Raw genomic sequence first — 17,934 nt, forward strand, 5'->3', positions numbered from 1 at the left:
CGGGCGGCTGGCGGCACCGCCCGCGCGCGACGCGTCACGCATGCAGCAGGCGCGCCGCTTCGCGCTGTTCGATCGCGACCGCGCGGCGGAATGCGTCGCGGTCCTCGGCGCGCGCGACGTAGTCGCCGAGCACGCCTTCGTGCGGCAGCAGATGCGCGTCGAACGCGATCTTCAGCGTGCTGGCGAGCAGCAGGTCGGCCGCGGTGAAGCGGTCGCCGACGAGCCATGGATGATGGGCGAGCGTTTGCGCGAGTGCGCGTTGCACGCGCGTGATGTTGCCCCAGCCGAATGCGACCGGATTGCCCGACGCGCCGGTGAATTTTTCGGCCATCGCCGGTTCGAGGCAGGTCGGCGTGAAGAACATCCATTGGAGAAAGCGGCCGCGCAGCGGATCGTCGGGCGCGATGCCGAGCCCGGCACCCGGGCAGCGGTCGGCGAGATAGAGCAGCACGGCGCCCGATTCGGCGAACGGCACGCTGCCGTCGTCGAGCGCGGGCAGCTTGGCCATCGGGTTGACCTGCACGAACGCGTCGCTGCCCTGTTCATGCGAGCGCAGGTCGATCGGCACGAGTTCGTACACCACACCGAGCTCTTCGAGCATCCACAGCGCCCGGAATGCCCGGGTCTTCGGCCAGTAGTAGAGCTTCATCGTGCCTCCGTGATTGGGTGCAGCCGTCGGTCCGGTGGATGCTCAAGCGTACCCGAGCGCCGGAGGTTCGGACAGGGGCGCCCGGCCAGGGGCGCCCGGCGAGCGGCGACTATCTGCGAATGATGGCCGGACGCGTGGCGTTTCGAGTGGAAAACCGGGCAAAGCTCGATGCGACAAGGAAGTAAGCTAATAACTAGTCATATTCATACTAGTTATAAACACGATGAAAAATTCCGGCGCAAGCCAGCGTCACTTGCCCGGCGTCGTGACGCCCGCAGTGCCCGTGCGCACGGCAAGACTCGCATCCGGCCGCATTCGCCGATACGACACGAAACAGGGAAATCATGGGAGACAACTCACGCATGGCAAACGACGATCGCACCACGATCATTCCGGGAAGAACGCCGGAGTCGGCGGCGATGGTGGCCGAGATCAAGCGGGCGATGGCGATCGCCGCGCGGATCAACCGCCTGACATTCGACGATGCCGCGGAAGTCCGCGCATTGTTCGGCGAACTGATCGGCACGCCGGTGGACGACGGCTTCGTGCTGATCCCGCCGTTCCATGCGACGGGCGGCACCGGCATGAAGCTCGGTCGCAACGTGTTCGTCAACCAGAACTGCACGTTCTACGACCTGGGCGGACTCGCGATCGGCGACGACGTGATGATCGGGCCGAACGTCAGTCTCATCACGTCGGGCCATCCCGTCGAACCTTCGCGGCGGCGCGATTTCGTCGTCGCGAAGCCGATCGTGATCGAACGCAACGTATGGATCGGCGCCGGCGCGACGATCGTCGGCGGTGTGACGGTGGGCGAGAACTCGGTGGTCGCGGCCGGGGCCGTCGTCACGCGGGATGTTGCGCCGAATGTGCTGGTTGGCGGTAATCCGGCAGCGGTCATCCGGTCGATTGCCGAATGACGCAGCACGAGGGCGCGTGCCCGTTCGAAGCAGTCTGGCCGGACGGATGTGGATAACCGACCCTCGAGGCGACTCGAAACGCTGTGCATTTGAATGGTGAGGGTGCCGTCGAGGCCGTCCGGACGGGGCTTTCCGGTGTCTGCCCGATAGCCGCCGGTGGAGGCTCGGGCCGCGCCTGCCGATGTTTCGACGAAGGCCGCGCAGTGCGATCGGATGTGGATATCCTCACGCCGAAACGACTCGGCGCCCTGTGGATTTCACAGGTGAGGGTCGCCGGATGATGCGAAGTGCATGAAGCGGGTTGTGGACAACTCGCCCGCGGAACGAGGCGAAATGCTGTGGAATTCGACGGTGAGGGTCGGCGCCGATCCCGCGGCGCGCCTTTCCCGGCGGGGTTTCCTGACTTTTGCCGAGGTTCGGCGCGCCGCGCATTCTAGCCGAACGCGCGCATCGTGGCCGAACCGCGGATGCGCCGCGACGTGGATATCCCGGCATCGGCTGCCACCCGAAGGGCCGTGCATTCTAACGGTGAGCGCGGTGGAATGGTCTGCAATGCGCCGATTTTGCCGCGCATCGCCGCGTTCGCGAGCGACTCGACGTGCCCGCAAAGGCGCGCATCGACACGCGATAGGCGGTCAGCGCACCAGCATGCGATCATTCGGCCGCTCAAGCCCAAGCCAACACCACCTGAAGCGTCGTGCACATCCGGCTCGCACGCGAGCATGTGAGCGAAGATAGCGCGGGCTCCCGTGTGGATATCCGGCAGCCGAAACGACTCGCGGCACTGTGTATTTCGACGGTGAGCATCAGCGCTCGACTGGCCGATGAGCCGCTTCTGGCACGGAATGCCGCCGGCGCGGTGGCGCTTCCAGGCCCTCCGCCATGGCTCGGCGGATTCTCGTCCATGTGGATATCCTGCGTTCCCGATTACTCGAAGCGCTGCGACGGTGAGCATCAGCGCTCGACCGACCGATGAGCCCCTTCCGGCGCGGAATGCCGGCCGGCGGCGCCTTCCGGGGCGCACCCGCTGTCGCCCGGCGGATTCTTGCCCATGTGGATATCCCGCGCGCCGGATCACTCGAAGCGCTGTGGTTTTCAACGGTGAGGGTGCCCGCGTGGTGGGCGGTTCTGCCGGATCGGACGTGGATAACCGCCATGGCAGCCACTCGAAGCCCTGTGTATTGCAACGGTGAGCGCGAGCCCGCGATTGTGCCGCATGCGGGTTCCGGCCTGCCTGTCCGGGCGAGACACCGGCCGACAAACCCAGTCGCGCCCCTGTGTATTCGATCGGTGAGGGTGAACGCCGGATCGGCGTCATGCGCCATTTCCGGTGTGGATATCCATCGCCGAAACCCACTCGCCGCGCTGTGAATTTCAACGGTGAGCGTCGGCACTCGAGCGTGCCGCATGCCGAGAACGGTGTGGATATCCCGGCCCCTGCGCCACTCGAAACCCTGTGCAATCGAATGGTGAGCACGAGAGCGGGATTGTGGACATCCCGCGCCGCCGCCCAATCGGAACGCTGTGCATTTCAACGGTGAGCGTGACCGCCTCCACCCGCCGAAACCCTTGTCACACGGGGCGCGAGCGTCAACCGCCGCATACCCGGGCCGTCGTCGGGCAATCCCGCGCGTTCCCGGCAAACAGCCCGTCTGCCCCGACACGTCGCCCATCTCGCCCGGCCGCCGCGCGCGAGAACTATCTCAAATTCGGTCAAAAACCTGCGCAGTTTTTCTCGCTACAGCTCCGTCCGAGCAAGATGAGAAAAAACATTCTCGGCTGCGCGCGAAAAAATAGAGCCATTCGCTGCCGTGCCCCACGCGTCGTCCGACGCCTGCCGCGCAGCCCAGAACAGCACAATCAGGAGACTTCCCCCATGACCGCCCGCTTGCCCGTCGATGGCACGCCCGCCTTGTCCGACTACCGCCTGACCGACAACCTGACCGCGACGCGCGGCCGGATCTTCCTGACCGGCACGCAGGCGCTGGTCCGCCTGCTGCTGATGCAGCGCACGGTCGACGCCGAACAGGGGCTCAACACGGCCGGCTTCGTCAGCGGCTATCGCGGTTCGCCGCTCGGCATGGTCGACCAGCAGCTGTGGAAGGCGAAGAAGCTGCTCGATGCCGGCGGCGTGCGCTTCCTGCCCGCGATCAACGAGGAACTCGGCGGCACGGCCGTGCTCGGCACGCAGCGCGTCGAGGCCGATCCCGAGCGCACGGTCGAGGGCGTGTATGCGATGTGGTACGGCAAGGGCCCGGGCGTCGATCGCGCGGGCGACGCGCTGAAGCACGGCAACGCGTACGGTTCGTCGCCGCATGGCGGCGTGCTGGTCGTCGCGGGCGACGACCACGGCTGCGTGTCGTCGTCGATGCCGCACCAGAGCGACTTCGCGATGATCGCGTGGCACATGCCGGTCGTGAACCCGGCGAACATCGCCGACATGCTCGAATTCGGCCTGTACGGCTGGGCGCTGTCGCGCTACTCGGGCGCGTGGGTCGGTTTCAAGGCGATCTCCGAAACGGTCGAGTCGGGCTCGACCGTCGACCTCGACGCGCTGCAGACGCACTGGCCGGCGCCTGAAGGCTTCACGCCGCCGGCGGGCGGCCTGCACAACCGCTGGCCGGACCTGCCGAGCCTGACGATCGAAGCGCGCCTTGCCGCGAAGCTCGACGCGGTGCGCCATTTCGCGCGCACCCACAGCATCGACAAGTGGATCGCGCCGAGCGCGCAGGCGAATGTCGGCATCGTGACCTGCGGCAAGGCGCACCTCGACCTGATGGAAGCACTGCGCCGCCTCGACCTGACGGTGGCCGACCTCGACGCGGCCGGCGTGCGGATCTACAAGGTCGGCCTGTCGTATCCGCTGGAGATGACGCGCATCGAGACCTTCGTCGACGGGCTCGCCGAAGTGCTCGTGATCGAGGAGAAGGGCCCGGTCATCGAGCAGCAGATCAAGGACTATCTGTACAACCGCACCGAGGGCGCGCGCCCGCGCGTGCTCGGCAAGCACGATGCCGAAGGCGCCTGCCTGCTGTCCGAGCTTGGCGAGCTGCGCCCGTCGCGCATCCTGCCCGTGTTCGCCGAATGGCTCGCGCGCCACAAGCCGGCGCTCGACCGCCGCGAGCGCGTCGTCGATCTCGTCGCGCCGCAGATCCTGTCGAACGAGGCGGATGCCGTGAAGCGCACGCCGTACTTCTGCTCGGGCTGCCCGCACAACACGTCGACGAAGGTGCCGGAAGGCTCGATCGCGCAGGCCGGCATCGGCTGCCACTTCATGGCGTCGTGGATGGAGCGCGACACGACGGGGCTGATCCAGATGGGCGGCGAGGGCGTCGACTGGGCCGCGCACGCGATGTTCACCAACACGAAGCACGTGTTCCAGAACCTCGGCGACGGCACCTACTTCCACTCGGGCATCCTCGCAATCCGCCAGGCGGTCGCCGCGAAAGCGAACATCACGTACAAGATCCTCTACAACGACGCGGTCGCGATGACGGGCGGCCAGCCGGTCGACGGCAGCATCTCGGTGCCGCAGATCGCGCGGCAGGTCGAGGCGGAAGGCGTGTCGCGCTTCGTCGTCGTGTCCGACGAACCGGAGAAGTACGACGGTCACCACGGGCTGTTCCCGAAAGGCACGACGTTCCATCACCGCAGCGAACTCGACACGGTGCAGCGCGAGCTGCGCGAGACGCCGGGCGTCACCGTGCTGATCTACGACCAGACCTGCGCGGCCGAGAAACGCCGCCGCCGCAAGAAGGGCGAATTCCCCGACCCGGACAAGCGCCTGTTCATCAACGACGCGGTGTGCGAAGGCTGCGGCGACTGCGGCGTGCAGTCGAACTGCCTGTCGGTCGAACCGCTCGAAACGCCGCTCGGCCGCAAGCGCCGCATCGACCAGTCGTCGTGCAACAAGGACTATTCGTGCGTGAACGGCTTCTGCCCGAGCTTCGTGACGGTCGAAGGCGCGGCGCTGAAGAAGGCCGCCGGTGCCGCATTCGACGAAGCCGCGCTCGCCGCGCGCGTCGATGCGCTGCCGGTGCCCGCGACGCATCTCGACGCGGCGCCGTTCGACATGCTCGTGACGGGCGTGGGCGGCACGGGCGTCGTGACGGTCGGCGCGCTGATCAGCATGGCCGCGCACCTCGAAGGCAAGAGCGCGTCGGTGCTCGACTTCATGGGCTTCGCGCAGAAGGGCGGCTCGGTGCTGTCGTTCGTGCGGATCGCGTCGAGCGACCGGTGGCTGAACCAGGTGCGCATCGACACGCAGCAGGCCGACGTGCTGCTCGCGTGCGACATGGTCGTCGGCGCGAGCGCCGAGGCGTTGCAGACGGTGCGTCACGAACGTTCGCGGATCGTCGTCAATACGCACCGGATCCCGAATGCATCGTTCGTGCAGAACCCCGACGCGAACCTGCATGCGGACGCGCTGCTCGAGAAGATGCGTCACGCGGCCGGCGACGGCTACCTGTCGAGCTGCGACGCGCAGGCGCTCGCCGCGAAGTTCCTCGGCGACTCGATCGGCGCGAACATCCTGATGCTCGGTTATGCATGGCAGCTCGGCCTCGTGCCGGTGTCGCTCGCGGCGATGATGCGCGCGATCGAGCTGAACAACGTCGCGGTGCCGATGAACAAGCTCGCGTTCTCGATCGGCCGGATGGCGGCCGGCGACGCGGCGGGCCTCGAGGCGTTGTGGAACGCGCGCCACACGGTGGCCGCGCATGCCGCGCCGGAGACGCTCGCCGAGCTGATCGCCGATCGCGAGGCGCGTCTCGAAGCGTACGGCGGCGCCCGCTATGTCGAGCGCTACCGTGCGCTCGTGAGCGCGGCGCGTGCGAAGGGCGACGAGGCGCTCACGCGCGCGGTCGCGACGACGTTCTACCGGCTGCTCGCGGTGAAGGACGAATACGAGGTCGCGCGGCTGTACACGGACGACGCGTTCCGCACGGCGCTCGAAGCGCAGTTCGAAGGCGTGCCGGGGCAGGCCTATCGCGTGAAGTTCAACCTCGCGCCGCCGACGGTCGCGAAGGCCGGCAGCGACGGCAGCGTGCCGAAGAAGCGCGTGTTCGGCCAGTGGATGTGGCCGGTGTTCGGCGTGCTGGCGCGCGTGCGCAGCCTGCGCGGCACGTGGCTCGACCCGTTCGGCCGCACCGTCGAGCGCAAGATGGAACGCGCACTCGCCGACGACTACGAGACGACGCTCGCACGGGCGCTCGCCGCGATGACGGCCGGCAATGCGGCGCTGGTCGCGCAACTGGCCGACCTGCATGCCCGCGTGCGCGGCTTCGGTCACGTGAAGGTGCGCAACCTGGCCGGCGTGAAGCGCGCGGAGCGCGAGCTCGCACTGCAGCTCGGCATCGACGCGGCGACGAGCGCGGCCGTGCAGCATGCGCTCGACGAGATGAAGGGCGCGGGCATGCTGAAGGGGATTCCGGTCGTGGTCGCGAAGTAACGCGCGCTCGGGCGGATGTGAAAACGGCGACGCTGGTGCGTCGCCGTTTTTTTTCATGAGCGGCGGCTGCGCACCGGCAGCGGCGGCCGTCCGTCAGAGAATGCCTTTCTTGCGCGTCGACAGCGCCGTTTCCGACAGGTCGATCTCGCGCAGCAGTTTCGTCAGCGTCTCGTCGGAAATCTTGCTGTCGCTGCGCAGCCGGTAGAGCGCGGTGCGTTCCGCGCGCACGGCCGCGATCCGCATCTGCAGTTCCATCGTTTCGGCCTGCTTCGCTTCGGCGCGCGGCGTGGGGCCGTCCTCGGCGAGCGTCGCGAGGCGGCGGCGGTACTGGTCCATCACGCGTGCGGAGATATCCGCGCAGCGCGCGGCGCCCGATTCGTCGAGATCGGCCGAGATCGCGTCGTGCGACGAGTCGATCGCGCGGATCGCGGCCTGCGCGGCGGCCGCGCGCGCGGCGCGTTCCTCGTCGCCGAGCGGGCTGCGCGACGAACGCACGCCGCGCAGCAGCAGCGGCAGGCCGATCACCGCGACGACGAGCGAGCCGAGGATCACCGCCGACGCGATGAAGACCGCGGTGTCGCGGCCCGGCAGCGGCACGCCGTCGGACAGCGCGACCGGAATCGACAGCACGCCGGCGAGCGTGACCGCGCCGCGCACGCCGCCGACCGTCATCACCGCGATCGTGCGGGTGCCGGCCATCGTGCCGGCGAGGCCCTGGCGCGCGGCGCGACGGCTCGCGAACCAGCGCAGCAGCCAGACCCACAGGAAGCGGATCGCGTACAGCGCGAGCATCATCGCGCAGACGTTGAAGATCATCCGGCCGACGAGCGCGTCGCTCGTGTGGTGCGCGTCGACGAGCGTGCGGCCGATGATGTGCGGCAGCTGCAGCCCGAGCATGATGAACACCATGCCGTTGAACACGAACTCGATCATCGCCCACGTGCTTTCGGCGCGCACGCGCGATGCAACGGTGCTTTTGCGCGAGAAGCTCGTGTAATTCATCATCATCCCGGCCGACACGGCCGCCAGCACGCCCGACAGCTCGAGGTGCTCGGCGAACAGGTAGGCCGCGAACGGCACGAGCAGCGTCATCACGATGCCGGGGGCCGGATCGCCTTCCTGCTCGGCGTTCAGGAAGCGCGTCGACAGTGCGCTGAACGCCCACGACACGATCGCGCCCGTCGCAAGGCCGCCGGCCGCGACGATCACGAACGTGACCGACGCATCGCGCAGCGAGAACATGCCCGTCAGCGCGGCCGCGATCGCGAATTTCAGCGCGACGAGGCCCGACGCGTCGTTCATCAGCGCTTCGCCTTCGAGGATGTGCATCAGCTGCGGCGGAATCCGGCCCTTTCCTGCGATGCCCGACAGCGCGACCGCGTCGGTGGGCGACAGCACGGCCGCGAGCGCGAACGCGATCGGCAGCGGCAACTCGGGTATCAGCCAGTGCGCGAAGTAGCCCACTGCGAGTACCGTCATGAACACGAGCCCGAATGCGAGCATCAGGATCGCGCGGCGCTGCAGGTACAGCTCGCGCTTCGGAATCCGCCAGCCGTCCGCGAACAGCAGCGGCGGAATGAACAGCAGCATGAAGATTTCGGGATCGAACGTGACGTGCAGGTTCAGCTTCGGCCACGCGAGCATCGCGCCGAAGGCGATCTGCATCAGCGGCAACGGCAGTTGGAACGGCAGGATGCGCGTGACGGCGCCGGACAGCGCGACGGTCAGCAGCAGGATCAGGACGGTGAAGACGATTTCCATCGATACGGCGAATACGGGGAATGAAACGATCGTACGGAGTGTAGCGTGACAGCGTGACGGGTGCGTTCGAGCGGCCGGTGCGTGCGCACGAAACTGGTGCGTCGCGCGTGTGCCACGGTGGTGCGGCGGCCCGGTGAGCCCGCGCGGCGCATGGGTTCTACGCGCCTTGCACGGAGCTTGCTTGATGCTGGTCAACCGTCCGGCTTCGACCGGGCAACCGAGGGTCCAACCATGACATTGCACGCGCCGTTCGCCTTGCCGGGCGCCGCGTTCGAAGGCATTACCAGGAGGAAGGCATGACGATCGTGCAACAGGAGCGTCCGGCCGCTGCATCGCCGTACCGGTTCGAGCGGGAGGTGAGTTCCGGCCTCGAACGTCTGGCGACGCAGCACCGCGACCTGACGCTCACGACCGTGTTCCAGCCGATTTTCAGCCTGTCGCACCAGCGTGCGGTGGGCTACGAGGCGCTGCTGCGCGCGCACGATGCGCTCGACCGCGCGGTGTCACCGCTCGACGTGTTCGGCGAAGCCGCGCGCCAGGGCGAACTGCTGCAGCTCGACCGGCTCGCGCAGGCGCTGCATCTCGAGAACTTCGCGCTGCTCGGCGCCGAGCGCGAGTGGCTGTTCCTCAACGTGCATCCGGGGGTGCTCACCGACCCGTTCCAGGCGGCCGCGCTGCTCGCGAACCTGAAGCGGCTCGGCATGCCGCCGCGCCGCATCGTGCTCGAAGTGCTCGAGCAGCGCGCGGAGGACGTCGAGCGGCTGGCCGAGGCCGTGCGCGAATTCCGCACGCACGGTTTCCTGATCGCGCTCGACGATTTCGGCGCGGGCCACTCGAATCTCGAGCGGATCTGGCAACTGAACCCGGACATCGTGAAGCTCGACCGGATCATGCTGTCGCACGCGGCGCACCGCACCGGGCTCACCGCGATCCTGCACGGGCTCGTGACGCTGCTGCACGAGGCCGGCAAGCTGGTGCTCGTCGAGGGGATCGAGACCGAGCACGAGGCGCAGATCGCGCTGTCGTGCGAGGCCGATTTCGTGCAGGGCTACTACTTCGGCCGGCCGGCGCCGGGGCTGCCCGACAGCGCGGCCGCGACGGGCTGCATCGGCGAGCTGACCGAGCGTTTTCGCCAGCAGACCGAGGCGCGCGAGCGGCGCGATGCGCAGCGGCTCGCGCCGTACCTGCGCGCGTTCGAACGCGCGGCCGAGCGCCTCGCGGCCGGCGAGCCGCTCGACGAGGTGTGCTGGAACTTCCTCGCGCTCGACGCGGCCGCGCGCTGCTTCCTGCTCGACGCGCACGGCCGCCAGTCGGGCCGCAACGTCGTGCTGCGCGCCGACCGCGCGCTCGCCGAGGCACGCTTTTCGCCGCTGGCGGACGCACAGGGCGCGAACTGGCTGCGCCGGCCGTATTTCCGCTCGGCAATCGCCGAGCCGGGGCGGGTGCAGGTCACGCGGCCGTACCTGTCGATCAACGAGGCGCAGCCGTGCGTGACGCTGTCGGTGGCCGTGCGCGTCGGCGATACGCAGCGCGTGCTGTGCGGCGATATCGACTGGGCCGACGACGAAGCGGACGCCGGCTAGCGACGCGCGCACCGCAGGCGGCGAGCAGGGCGATCCGGGCCGGCGCGGGCGGCCCGTTGCGCTCGCCCCGCGCTTCCCCGACAATGGCGCGACCGCGGCCATCGTGACCGCGGGCGCGCCGTCCCGGGGGCCACCATGGCGGCGAATAACAAGGAAAACACAATGAAAAGACCGATTTCGCTGACCATTCTCGCGTGGATCATCATCGTGACCAACGCGATCACGTGCATCTATACGCCATTCACGATCGGCATGCCGACCACCCAGGCGCTGCTGTCGCACTACCTGCTGCCCGTCTGGGCGACGCTCGGCATCAGCGTGCTCATCGAAGCCGTGAATGTCGTGATCGGCATCGCGATCCTCAAGGGCCGCGAATGGTCGCGCAAGGCCTATATCGTGACGGCCGTGTTCGGTTTCGCGTTCTCGTTCGTCAACATGCCGGCGTCGATGTTCGCGGTGCTGATCCCCGGCTTCCTGCTGTTCGCCCTGTTCGTCTACCTGCTGTTCCGGCGCCCCGCGACCGCGTATTTCCGCCAGGCGAGCGCATGAGCGTCGTGCGCAACGCGCTCGCGATCGTGCTGTTCGCGATCGCGGGCATGTGCGTGATCACCGCGTAGATGATGGCGTTCATGAAGCTCGGCCATACGCGCGCGATGCTCGTGTTCGTCGCCGTGTTGTTCGTGCTGTCGGCCGTGTTCCTGGCCGTGGGCGCGTTCGCCGGCGTGTTCCGGCCGCGCGCGCGCGGCGCGGGCATCGCACTGCTCGTCGCGTCCGCGACCACCGCGTTCGGGATGATCGGCTGGGTGACGCTCCTGCTGGCGCCGGGGATCGTCGACGTGATGCAGCAGCAGGGCGTCGACGTGAACGCGCGGATGTTCCGGTTCGCGCCCGGCGCCGTGGTGACCGGCCTGTCCGCGCTCGTCGGCGTGTGGCTCGCGCGGCGCGGCTGACGGTGCGACTCGCGACGGAACTGACGGGGCGCCGCTGACGGCGGGGCGCCCGTCACGCTGGCGCCCGTCGCGCGGCTCGGCTAGGATGCGCGAATTGTCCTGACGATTCGCGGGCCGCCCATGAGCCGAAACGCCGCTTCTTCCATCCTCCTCGAAGTGATCGCCACGACCGTCGGCGACGCGAAGGCCGCCGCTCGCGCGGGTGCCGACCGCCTCGAACTCGTGACCGCGATCACCGAAGGCGGGCTGACGCCGAGCGTCGGCCTGATCGAAGCCGTCGTGGCCGCCGTGCCGATTCCCGTCAACGTGATCGTGCGGCCGCACAGCCGGTCGTTCGTCTACGACGCCGACGACCTGCGCGTGATCGAGCGCGACGTGCGCGCGGCCGTCGCGGCCGGTGCGAACGGCGTCGTGTTCGGCGCGCTCGACGCGCGCGGCGACGTCGATCTGGGCGCGCTGGCCCGCATCGCGGCCGCGGCGGACGGCCGCGCGCTGACGTTCCACCGCGCGTTCGACGTGTCGCGCGATCTCAACGCCGCGTTCGACGCGCTGCTGCGCGTGCCGGCCGTCACGTCGGTGCTGACGTCGGGCGGCCATCCGTCGGTGCTCGACGCGGTCGCGACGATCACGCGGCTGGTGCGGCAGACAGCAGGCTCGACCTGCACGGTGCTGGCCGGCTCGGGGCTCACGGTCGATGCGGTTGGCGATTTCGTGCGCGCGACCGGCGTGCGCGCGGTGCATTTCGGCTCGGGCGTGCGGCCGCGCGGCGAGGTGCTGGCACCGGTCGACGAACTGCTCGTCGCGAAGGTGCGTGCGACCATCGACGGGGCCGCGTCGCACGTGTGAGGCGCGCGGTAGCGGCCGCTGCTGCGTGCGCCGGCACCACGAAACGGAACATGAATCGCGAGAGAGGGCCACATGACCGACGCAACACACGACGAGCGGGGCAGCGCGGACGATGACGCCGCGCCAGGCTGGGACGCGATCGACGGCACGCTCGCACGCCTCTATCCGGGCCAGGAGCCGAAGCACTACGGCACGCTGGTCAAGTGGCGGCTCGGCGGCCCCGATCCGCTCGACGGGATCAGCGTGTGGAAGCGCGCGGAGCCCGTCCCGCACTGGCATTTCGTCACGTACGGGTTGAGCGAACTGTATGCGAAGGAGTCCGACGATCCGGCCGTCAGCGGCTTCGGATTCGAGTTGACGATGCGTGTCGCATGCGGCGACACCGACGCAGAGCCGCCGCGCTGGGTGTTCAGCTTCCTGCAGAACCTCGCGCGCTACGTGTTCGAGAGCGGCAACGCGTTCGACGACGGTCACTGGATGACGGCCAACGGCCCGATCGCGCTCGATACCGGCACGCAGCTTTGCTCGATGGGTTTCGCCTTCGATCCGGAGCTGCCGGCGATCGATACGCAGCACGGACGCCTGGCGTTCCTGCAGGTCGTCGGACTGACGCTCGACGAGGAGCGCGCCGCGAAGCGCTGGCGCACGCGCGCGCTGCTCGACACGCTGCTGCCGCATATGCCGCTCTGGGTGACCGATCTCGGGCGCGCGTCGCTGCTCGAGCGCGCGGACGTGCGCGCCCAGGTCGACGCCGGTACGCAGCGCGACGGCTCGTCGAGCGGGTACCTGTTCACCGACGTGCTCGGATGGGAAACGCGCAAGCGGCTCTTGCGTGCGCCCGTGATCGAGATCATCGTCGGCGCACGGCAGGTGGACGAACTTGTCACGCTGCTGCCGCTGCGGTTGCCGTTCGACCGGCCATTTCGGCTGGTCGGCCACGATGGCGCGGTGCGGTTCGTGCACGACGACGCGAATGGCGTGACCGACGAGGATGGCACGCTGACGCTGCGGCTTACCGACGCGACGGTGCAGGCGCTGGCGCGCACGCTGCAGCCGCGCGCCGGCGAGTATGCGGTCGATGGGCTCGACGGCGTGCGCTGGCGGGTCGAGAAGACCGTGATCCGCGACGCGCAGGGCAACGCGGTGCAGACGATCGGGTGAAGAAAAGCCGGGGCATGCCCCGGCTTTTCCGTTTGCAGATCCGGCTCGACGGCCGCTCCGCTTACGCGTTCGCCGACATCGCGTCCGCGTCGCTCGCGCGGATGCCGAGGCGCTCGAACAGCGCGCGATCCTTCTGCGACTGCGGGTTGCTCGTCGTCAGCAGCTGGTCGCCGTAGAACATCGAGTTCGCGCCGGCGAGGAAGCACATCGCCTGCAGCCCGTCGTCGAGCTGTTCGCGGCCGGCCGACAGGCGCACGACGGCCTTCGGCATCGTGATCCGCGCGACCGCGATCGTGCGCACGAATTCGAACGGGTCGAGCGGCGCGGTGCCTTCGAGCGGCGTGCCTTCGATCGCGACGAGGTTGTTGATCGGCACCGAATCCGGATACGGGTTCAGGTTCGCGAGCTGCGAGATCAGGCCCGCGCGTTCGCGGCGCGATTCGCCCATCCCGATGATGCCGCCGCAGCACACGTTGATGCCGGCGTCGCGCACGCGGTCGAGCGTGTCGAGGCGATCCTGGTAGGTGCGCGTCGAGATCACCTGGCCGTAGAACTCCGGCGACGTGTCGAGGTTGTGGTTGTAGTAGTCGAGGCCCGCATTCGCGAGTTCCTGCGCTTGTTCATCTTCCAGCATGCCGAGCGTCATGCAGGTCTCGAGGCCGAGCTCCTTCACGCCGCGCACCATCTCGGTCAGCGCCGGCATGTGGCGCTCCTTCGGGTTGCGCCACGCGGCGCCCATGCAGAAGCGGCTCGCGCCGTTCGCCTTCGCCGCGCGGGCGGCATCCAGCACCGCGTCGACGTCCATCAGCTTCTCGGCCTTCAGGCCCGTGTCGTGGTGCGACGACTGCGAGCAGTAGCCGCAATCTTCCTCGCAGCCGCCCGTCTTGATCGACAGCAGCGTCGACAGCTGCACCGCGTTCGCATCGAAGTGCTCGCGGTGCACCTGCTGCGCGCGGAAGATCAGGTCGTTGAACGGCAGTTCGAACAGCGCGACGACGTCGGCGACGCGCCAGCGTTGCGAGGCCGGAGCGGCCACGGGAATCGCGTCGGGTTGCACGGTGGCGGCGGTCTGGGCTTGGGTCATATCGTTTTCCTGTCCTGGTCGGGGATGAGGGATCGGGGGATCTGTTTCTGTCGGGTCAATGCCGCGCGGCGCGCAGCGTATCGACGAGCGCGGCGATGTCGAGCATCGCCGCGGCGGATTCGGGGGCGGCCGGGCTCATGTGCGGAATGCGGCCGAGCAGCGGCGCGCCGTGCTCGCGGGCGAGCCAGTCGCGCATCGTCGCGACGTTCTCGTCGGGGAACGACATCGCCGGGTCGACGTGGTTCGCGACCCAGCCGGCGAGCTTGAGGCCGCGTTGGCGAATCGCATCGGCGGTGAGCAGCGCATGGCTGATGCAGCCGAGCCGTACGCCGACGACGAGCACGACCGGCACGCCGAGCGCGACCGCGAGATCGGCCATGTCCTGCGTGTCGTTCATCGGCACGCGGAAGCCGCCGGCGCCTTCGACGACGACGATATCCGCGCGCGTCAGCGCTTCGCGATGGCACGCGACGATCGTGTCGATGTCGAGCGTCACGCCTTCCCGCGCGGCGACGATATGCGGCGCGGCCGGTGCCTTCAGCAGGAACGGCGTGCGCAGCTCGGGCGGCAGCACGACGTTCGCGGCCGCGTCGAGCTGGTCGGCGTCCTCGTTGCGCCACACGCCGTCGCGTTCATATGCGCCGGCCGCGACGGGTTTCAGCGCGGCGGCACGCAGGCCGTGCCGTGCGAAGCCGTGCAGCATCGCGGCCGACACGAAGGTCTTGCCGATTTCGGTGTCGGTGCCCGTGACGAAAAGCGAAAGCGGGGCGGTCATGCCGCAGTCTCCCGCCGGGCCGCCCCAAGGGAGGCTGCAGCCCCCTCGGGGGGCAGCTCACGAAGTGAGCGTGGGGGCGGTTCCGTCTCCCGCGGGGCCGCGTCAGCGGAGGCTGCGGCTCCCTCGCTGGCTTCGACCAGCGCGGCTTCGAGCCGCGCGAGATCGTCGAACGAATGCGCGGCCGACAGCGACACGCGCAGCCGCGACGTGCCGACGGGCACCGTCGGCGGCCGGATCGCGGGCACCCACAGGCCGTGCGCGTCGAGCGCGCGCATCGCCGCGAGCGTCGCGTCGTTGCTGCCGATCACGAGCGGCTGCACGGCCGTGTGCGAATCGACCGGCTGCCAGCGCGTATTGCGCAGCAGCGCGCGCGTGCGTTCGATCAGCGCGGCGAGATGCGCGCGCCGCGCATCGCCTTCGTCGCCCGCGATCACCTTCAGGCTCGCCGATACCGCGTGCGCGACGGCCGGCGGCGCGGCCGTCGTGAAGATGTAGCTGCGCGCGCGCTGGATCATCCATTCGATTACCGTCTCGTGCGCGATCACGAATGCGCCCGCGACGCCGGCGGCCTTGCCGAGCGTGCCGACGTACACGAGATGCGGCGAACGCAGCGCGGCGGCCGCGAGCGCGCCGCGGCCCTGCGGGCCGAGCACGCCGAAGCCGTGTGCGTCGTCGACGACGAGCCACGCGCCATGGCGCTCGGCCAGCGCGACGAGTTCGGCGAGCGGCGCGATGTCGCCGTCCATGCTGAACACGGTGTCGCTGACGATCAGCTTCGTTTCGGCATCCGATGCGTCGAGCAGCGCGGCGAGCGCGGCCGTGTCCGCGTGCGGATAGACCTGTATGTTCGCGCGCGACAGCCGCATGCCGTCGATCAGCGACGCGTGGTTCAGCGCATCGGAGAAGACGGTGGCGCGCTTGCCGGTGAGCGCCGTCATCGCGGCGAGGTTCGCCATGTAGCCGGTGCTGAAGTACAGCGCGCGCGGCGCGTCGGAGAAGCCGCCCGAGAAGGCCGCGAGTTCCTCTTCGAGCGTCGCGTGCGCGCGCGAATGGCCGCCGAGCAGGTGCGAGCCGCCGCTGCCGGCGCCGTAGCGCTGCGCGCCTTCGGCGAACGCGGCGACGAGCGCCGGATGCGCGGCGAGGCCGAGATAGTCGTTGCTGGCGAAGCCGACGATCTCGCGGCCGTCGACGGTCATGCGCGCGTCGCACGCGGTGTCGGCGGTGCGGCGCACGCGGCGCAGCCCCTGGGCGTCGAGATCGGCGAGGCCGCGTTGCAGCGTGTCGAGCAGCGGGTGCGTCATCGTGCGATCTCCGCGAGCGTGGCGTCGAGCGTATCGCGCGTGCGTTGCGCGAGCCACGCGATGTCGTCGTCGCTCATCACGTACGGCGGCATCAGGTACACGGTCGTGCCGATCGGGCGCAGCAGCAGCTCGCGTTCCAGCGCGCGTTCGAAGAAGCGTCGCGAGAAGCCGCGCGCCGCATCGCCGTCGAGCGCGACGTCGAACGCGAACAGCGTGCCGCGCTCGCGCAGGTGGCGTACCTGCGGATGTGCGTCGAGCGGCGCGAGCGCGGCACGCAGCGTGGCCGACTTGCGCGCGTTCGCCGCGAGCACGTCGTCGCGTGCGAAGAGGTCGAGCGTCGCGACCGCCGCGCGGCACGCGAGCGGGTTGCCGGTGTACGAATGCGAGTGCAGGAAGCCGCGCGTCGTGTCGTCGTCGTAGAACGCGGCGAACACGTCGTCGCGCGTGAGCACGAGCGACAACGGCAGGTAGCCGCCGCTGATGCCTTTCGACAGGCACAGGAAATCGGGCCAGACGCCGGCCTGCTCGCACGCGAAGAAGGTGCCGGTGCGGCCGCAGCCGACCGCGATCTCGTCGGCGATCAGGTGCACGCCGAATTCGTCGCACAGCGCGCGCAGCCCGCGCACGTACGACGGATCGTGCATCGCCATGCCGGCCGCGCACTGCACGAGCGGCTCGACGATCAGCGCGGCGATCCGGTCGCCGCGCTCGACGAACAGGCGCCGCACGTCCGCGAGCGCGCGGCCTGCGACGTCGGCGGCCGTTTCGCCCGGCAGCGCGCCGCGCGCGTCGGGCGACGCGACGACGTGCGCATGGCGGATCAGCGGATCGTACGCGTCCTTGAACAGCGCGACGTCGGTCACGCCGAGCGCGCCGATCGTTTCGCCGTGATAGCTGTTCGCCACGCAGACGAATTCCTGCTTGTTCGCGCGACCGCGGTTGCGCCACGCGTGGAAGCTCATCTTCAGCGCGATCTCGACGGCCGACGCGCCGTCCGACGCGAAGAACGCATGGCCGAGCGTGCGCGCGGTGAGCGCGTGCAGCCGCTCCGCGAGCTCGATCGCGGGCTCGTGCGTGCAGCCGGCGAGCATCGCGTGCTCGAGCGTGTCGAGCTGGTCCTTCAGTGCCGCGTTGATGTCCGGGTTCGCATGGCCGAACAGGTTCACCCACCACGAGCTGATCGCGTCGAAATAGCGGCGGCCGTCACGGTCGTACAGCCACACGCCCGCGCCACGCGCGACGGGGATGAGCGGCAGGCGCTCGTGGTGCTTCATCTGGGTGCAGGGATGCCAGACCGCGCGCAGGCTGCGCGCGACCCAGTCGTCGGTGGCTGGCGTACTCAAGGCGGCTCCGGGGGATAAAACGGCCGCGCGGCATCGACGGGATGCCGCGCGGCGGGACACGAAACGCGCTGAGATTAGCGTGTTCCGCGACGGGTTGCACTACCGGTTACAA

Annotated in this window: 13 protein-coding genes; 7 read left to right on the plus strand and 6 right to left on the minus strand. The window is 69.2% G+C overall.

Annotated elements, in window-relative coordinates:
- Positions 1–34: 34 nt before the first annotated feature.
- On the minus strand, positions 35–649 hold the full coding sequence (locus E9536_RS37370; protein WP_060082766.1) for a glutathione S-transferase: 615 nt from the start codon (positions 647–649) through the stop codon (positions 35–37).
- A gap of 362 nt (positions 650–1,011) precedes the next feature.
- Between E9536_RS37370 and E9536_RS37375 the strand changes: the two genes are divergently transcribed.
- Together E9536_RS37375 and E9536_RS37380 are read left to right on the plus strand one after the other, a co-directional pair.
- Positions 1,012–1,569: a sugar O-acetyltransferase gene (locus E9536_RS37375; protein WP_060171966.1), complete on the plus strand. Its 558-nt coding sequence runs from the start codon at positions 1,012–1,014 to the stop codon at positions 1,567–1,569.
- A 1,876-nt stretch (positions 1,570–3,445) separates the two neighbouring features.
- Positions 3,446–7,018 (plus strand): indolepyruvate ferredoxin oxidoreductase family protein, encoded by a 3,573-nt coding sequence (locus E9536_RS37380; protein WP_136472650.1) that lies wholly within the window; start codon positions 3,446–3,448, stop codon positions 7,016–7,018.
- Between the two features lie 93 nt (positions 7,019–7,111).
- On the opposite strand, the gene E9536_RS37385 is transcribed toward E9536_RS37380, so the two are convergent.
- Positions 7,112–8,779: a Na+/H+ antiporter gene (locus E9536_RS37385; protein ID WP_027788986.1), complete on the minus strand. Its 1,668-nt coding sequence runs from the start codon at positions 8,777–8,779 to the stop codon at positions 7,112–7,114.
- A gap of 296 nt (positions 8,780–9,075) precedes the next feature.
- Between E9536_RS37385 and E9536_RS37390 the strand changes: the two genes are divergently transcribed.
- From E9536_RS37390 to E9536_RS37410, 5 genes are all read left to right on the plus strand, one after another.
- The gene (locus E9536_RS37390) at positions 9,076–10,362 is read left to right on the plus strand and encodes an EAL domain-containing protein (RefSeq protein ID WP_027788987.1); all 1,287 of its coding nucleotides are present in this window, start codon (positions 9,076–9,078) and stop codon (positions 10,360–10,362) included.
- 162 nt (positions 10,363–10,524) lie between these two features.
- Complete coding sequence (locus tag E9536_RS37395) at positions 10,525–10,911, plus strand: hypothetical protein (protein ID WP_027788988.1); 387 nt, start codon at positions 10,525–10,527, stop codon at positions 10,909–10,911.
- Between the two features lie 80 nt (positions 10,912–10,991).
- Positions 10,992–11,312, plus strand: a complete 321-nt coding sequence (locus E9536_RS37400; protein ID WP_247873554.1) for a hypothetical protein — start codon at positions 10,992–10,994, stop codon at positions 11,310–11,312.
- Between the two features lie 120 nt (positions 11,313–11,432).
- A complete protein-coding gene (locus tag E9536_RS37405) occupies positions 11,433–12,158 on the plus strand; it encodes a copper homeostasis protein CutC (protein WP_021157415.1) in 726 nt (241 codons plus the stop codon).
- Positions 12,159–12,230: 72 nt separating this feature from the next.
- A complete protein-coding gene (locus E9536_RS37410; RefSeq protein WP_136472652.1) occupies positions 12,231–13,319 on the plus strand; it encodes a suppressor of fused domain protein in 1,089 nt (362 codons plus the stop codon).
- Positions 13,320–13,380: 61 nt separating this feature from the next.
- On the opposite strand, the gene bioB is transcribed toward E9536_RS37410, so the two are convergent.
- The 4 genes from bioB to bioA are packed head-to-tail and all read right to left on the minus strand — an operon-like array spanning position 13,381 to position 17,822.
- Positions 13,381–14,403, minus strand: a complete 1,023-nt coding sequence (gene bioB, locus E9536_RS37415; RefSeq protein WP_021157406.1) for a biotin synthase BioB — start codon at positions 14,401–14,403, stop codon at positions 13,381–13,383.
- A gap of 55 nt (positions 14,404–14,458) precedes the next feature.
- Positions 14,459–15,178 carry a dethiobiotin synthase gene (bioD, locus tag E9536_RS37420; protein ID WP_027788995.1) on the minus strand — a complete coding sequence of 240 codons (720 nt, stop codon included), beginning with the start codon at positions 15,176–15,178 and terminating at the stop codon, positions 14,459–14,461.
- Complete coding sequence (gene bioF, locus E9536_RS37425; RefSeq protein WP_136472654.1) at positions 15,175–16,479, minus strand: 8-amino-7-oxononanoate synthase; 1,305 nt, start codon at positions 16,477–16,479, stop codon at positions 15,175–15,177. Before bioF ends, bioD begins: the two co-directional genes overlap by 4 nt.
- Positions 16,476–17,822 (minus strand): adenosylmethionine--8-amino-7-oxononanoate transaminase, encoded by a 1,347-nt coding sequence (bioA, locus tag E9536_RS37430; protein ID WP_059492011.1) that lies wholly within the window; start codon positions 17,820–17,822, stop codon positions 16,476–16,478. Before bioA ends, bioF begins: the two co-directional genes overlap by 4 nt.
- Positions 17,823–17,934 lie beyond the last annotated feature (112 nt).

This window comes from Burkholderia sp. LS-044, assembly GCF_004803625.1.
Taxonomy (GTDB): Bacteria; Pseudomonadota; Gammaproteobacteria; order Burkholderiales; family Burkholderiaceae; genus Burkholderia; species Burkholderia cepacia.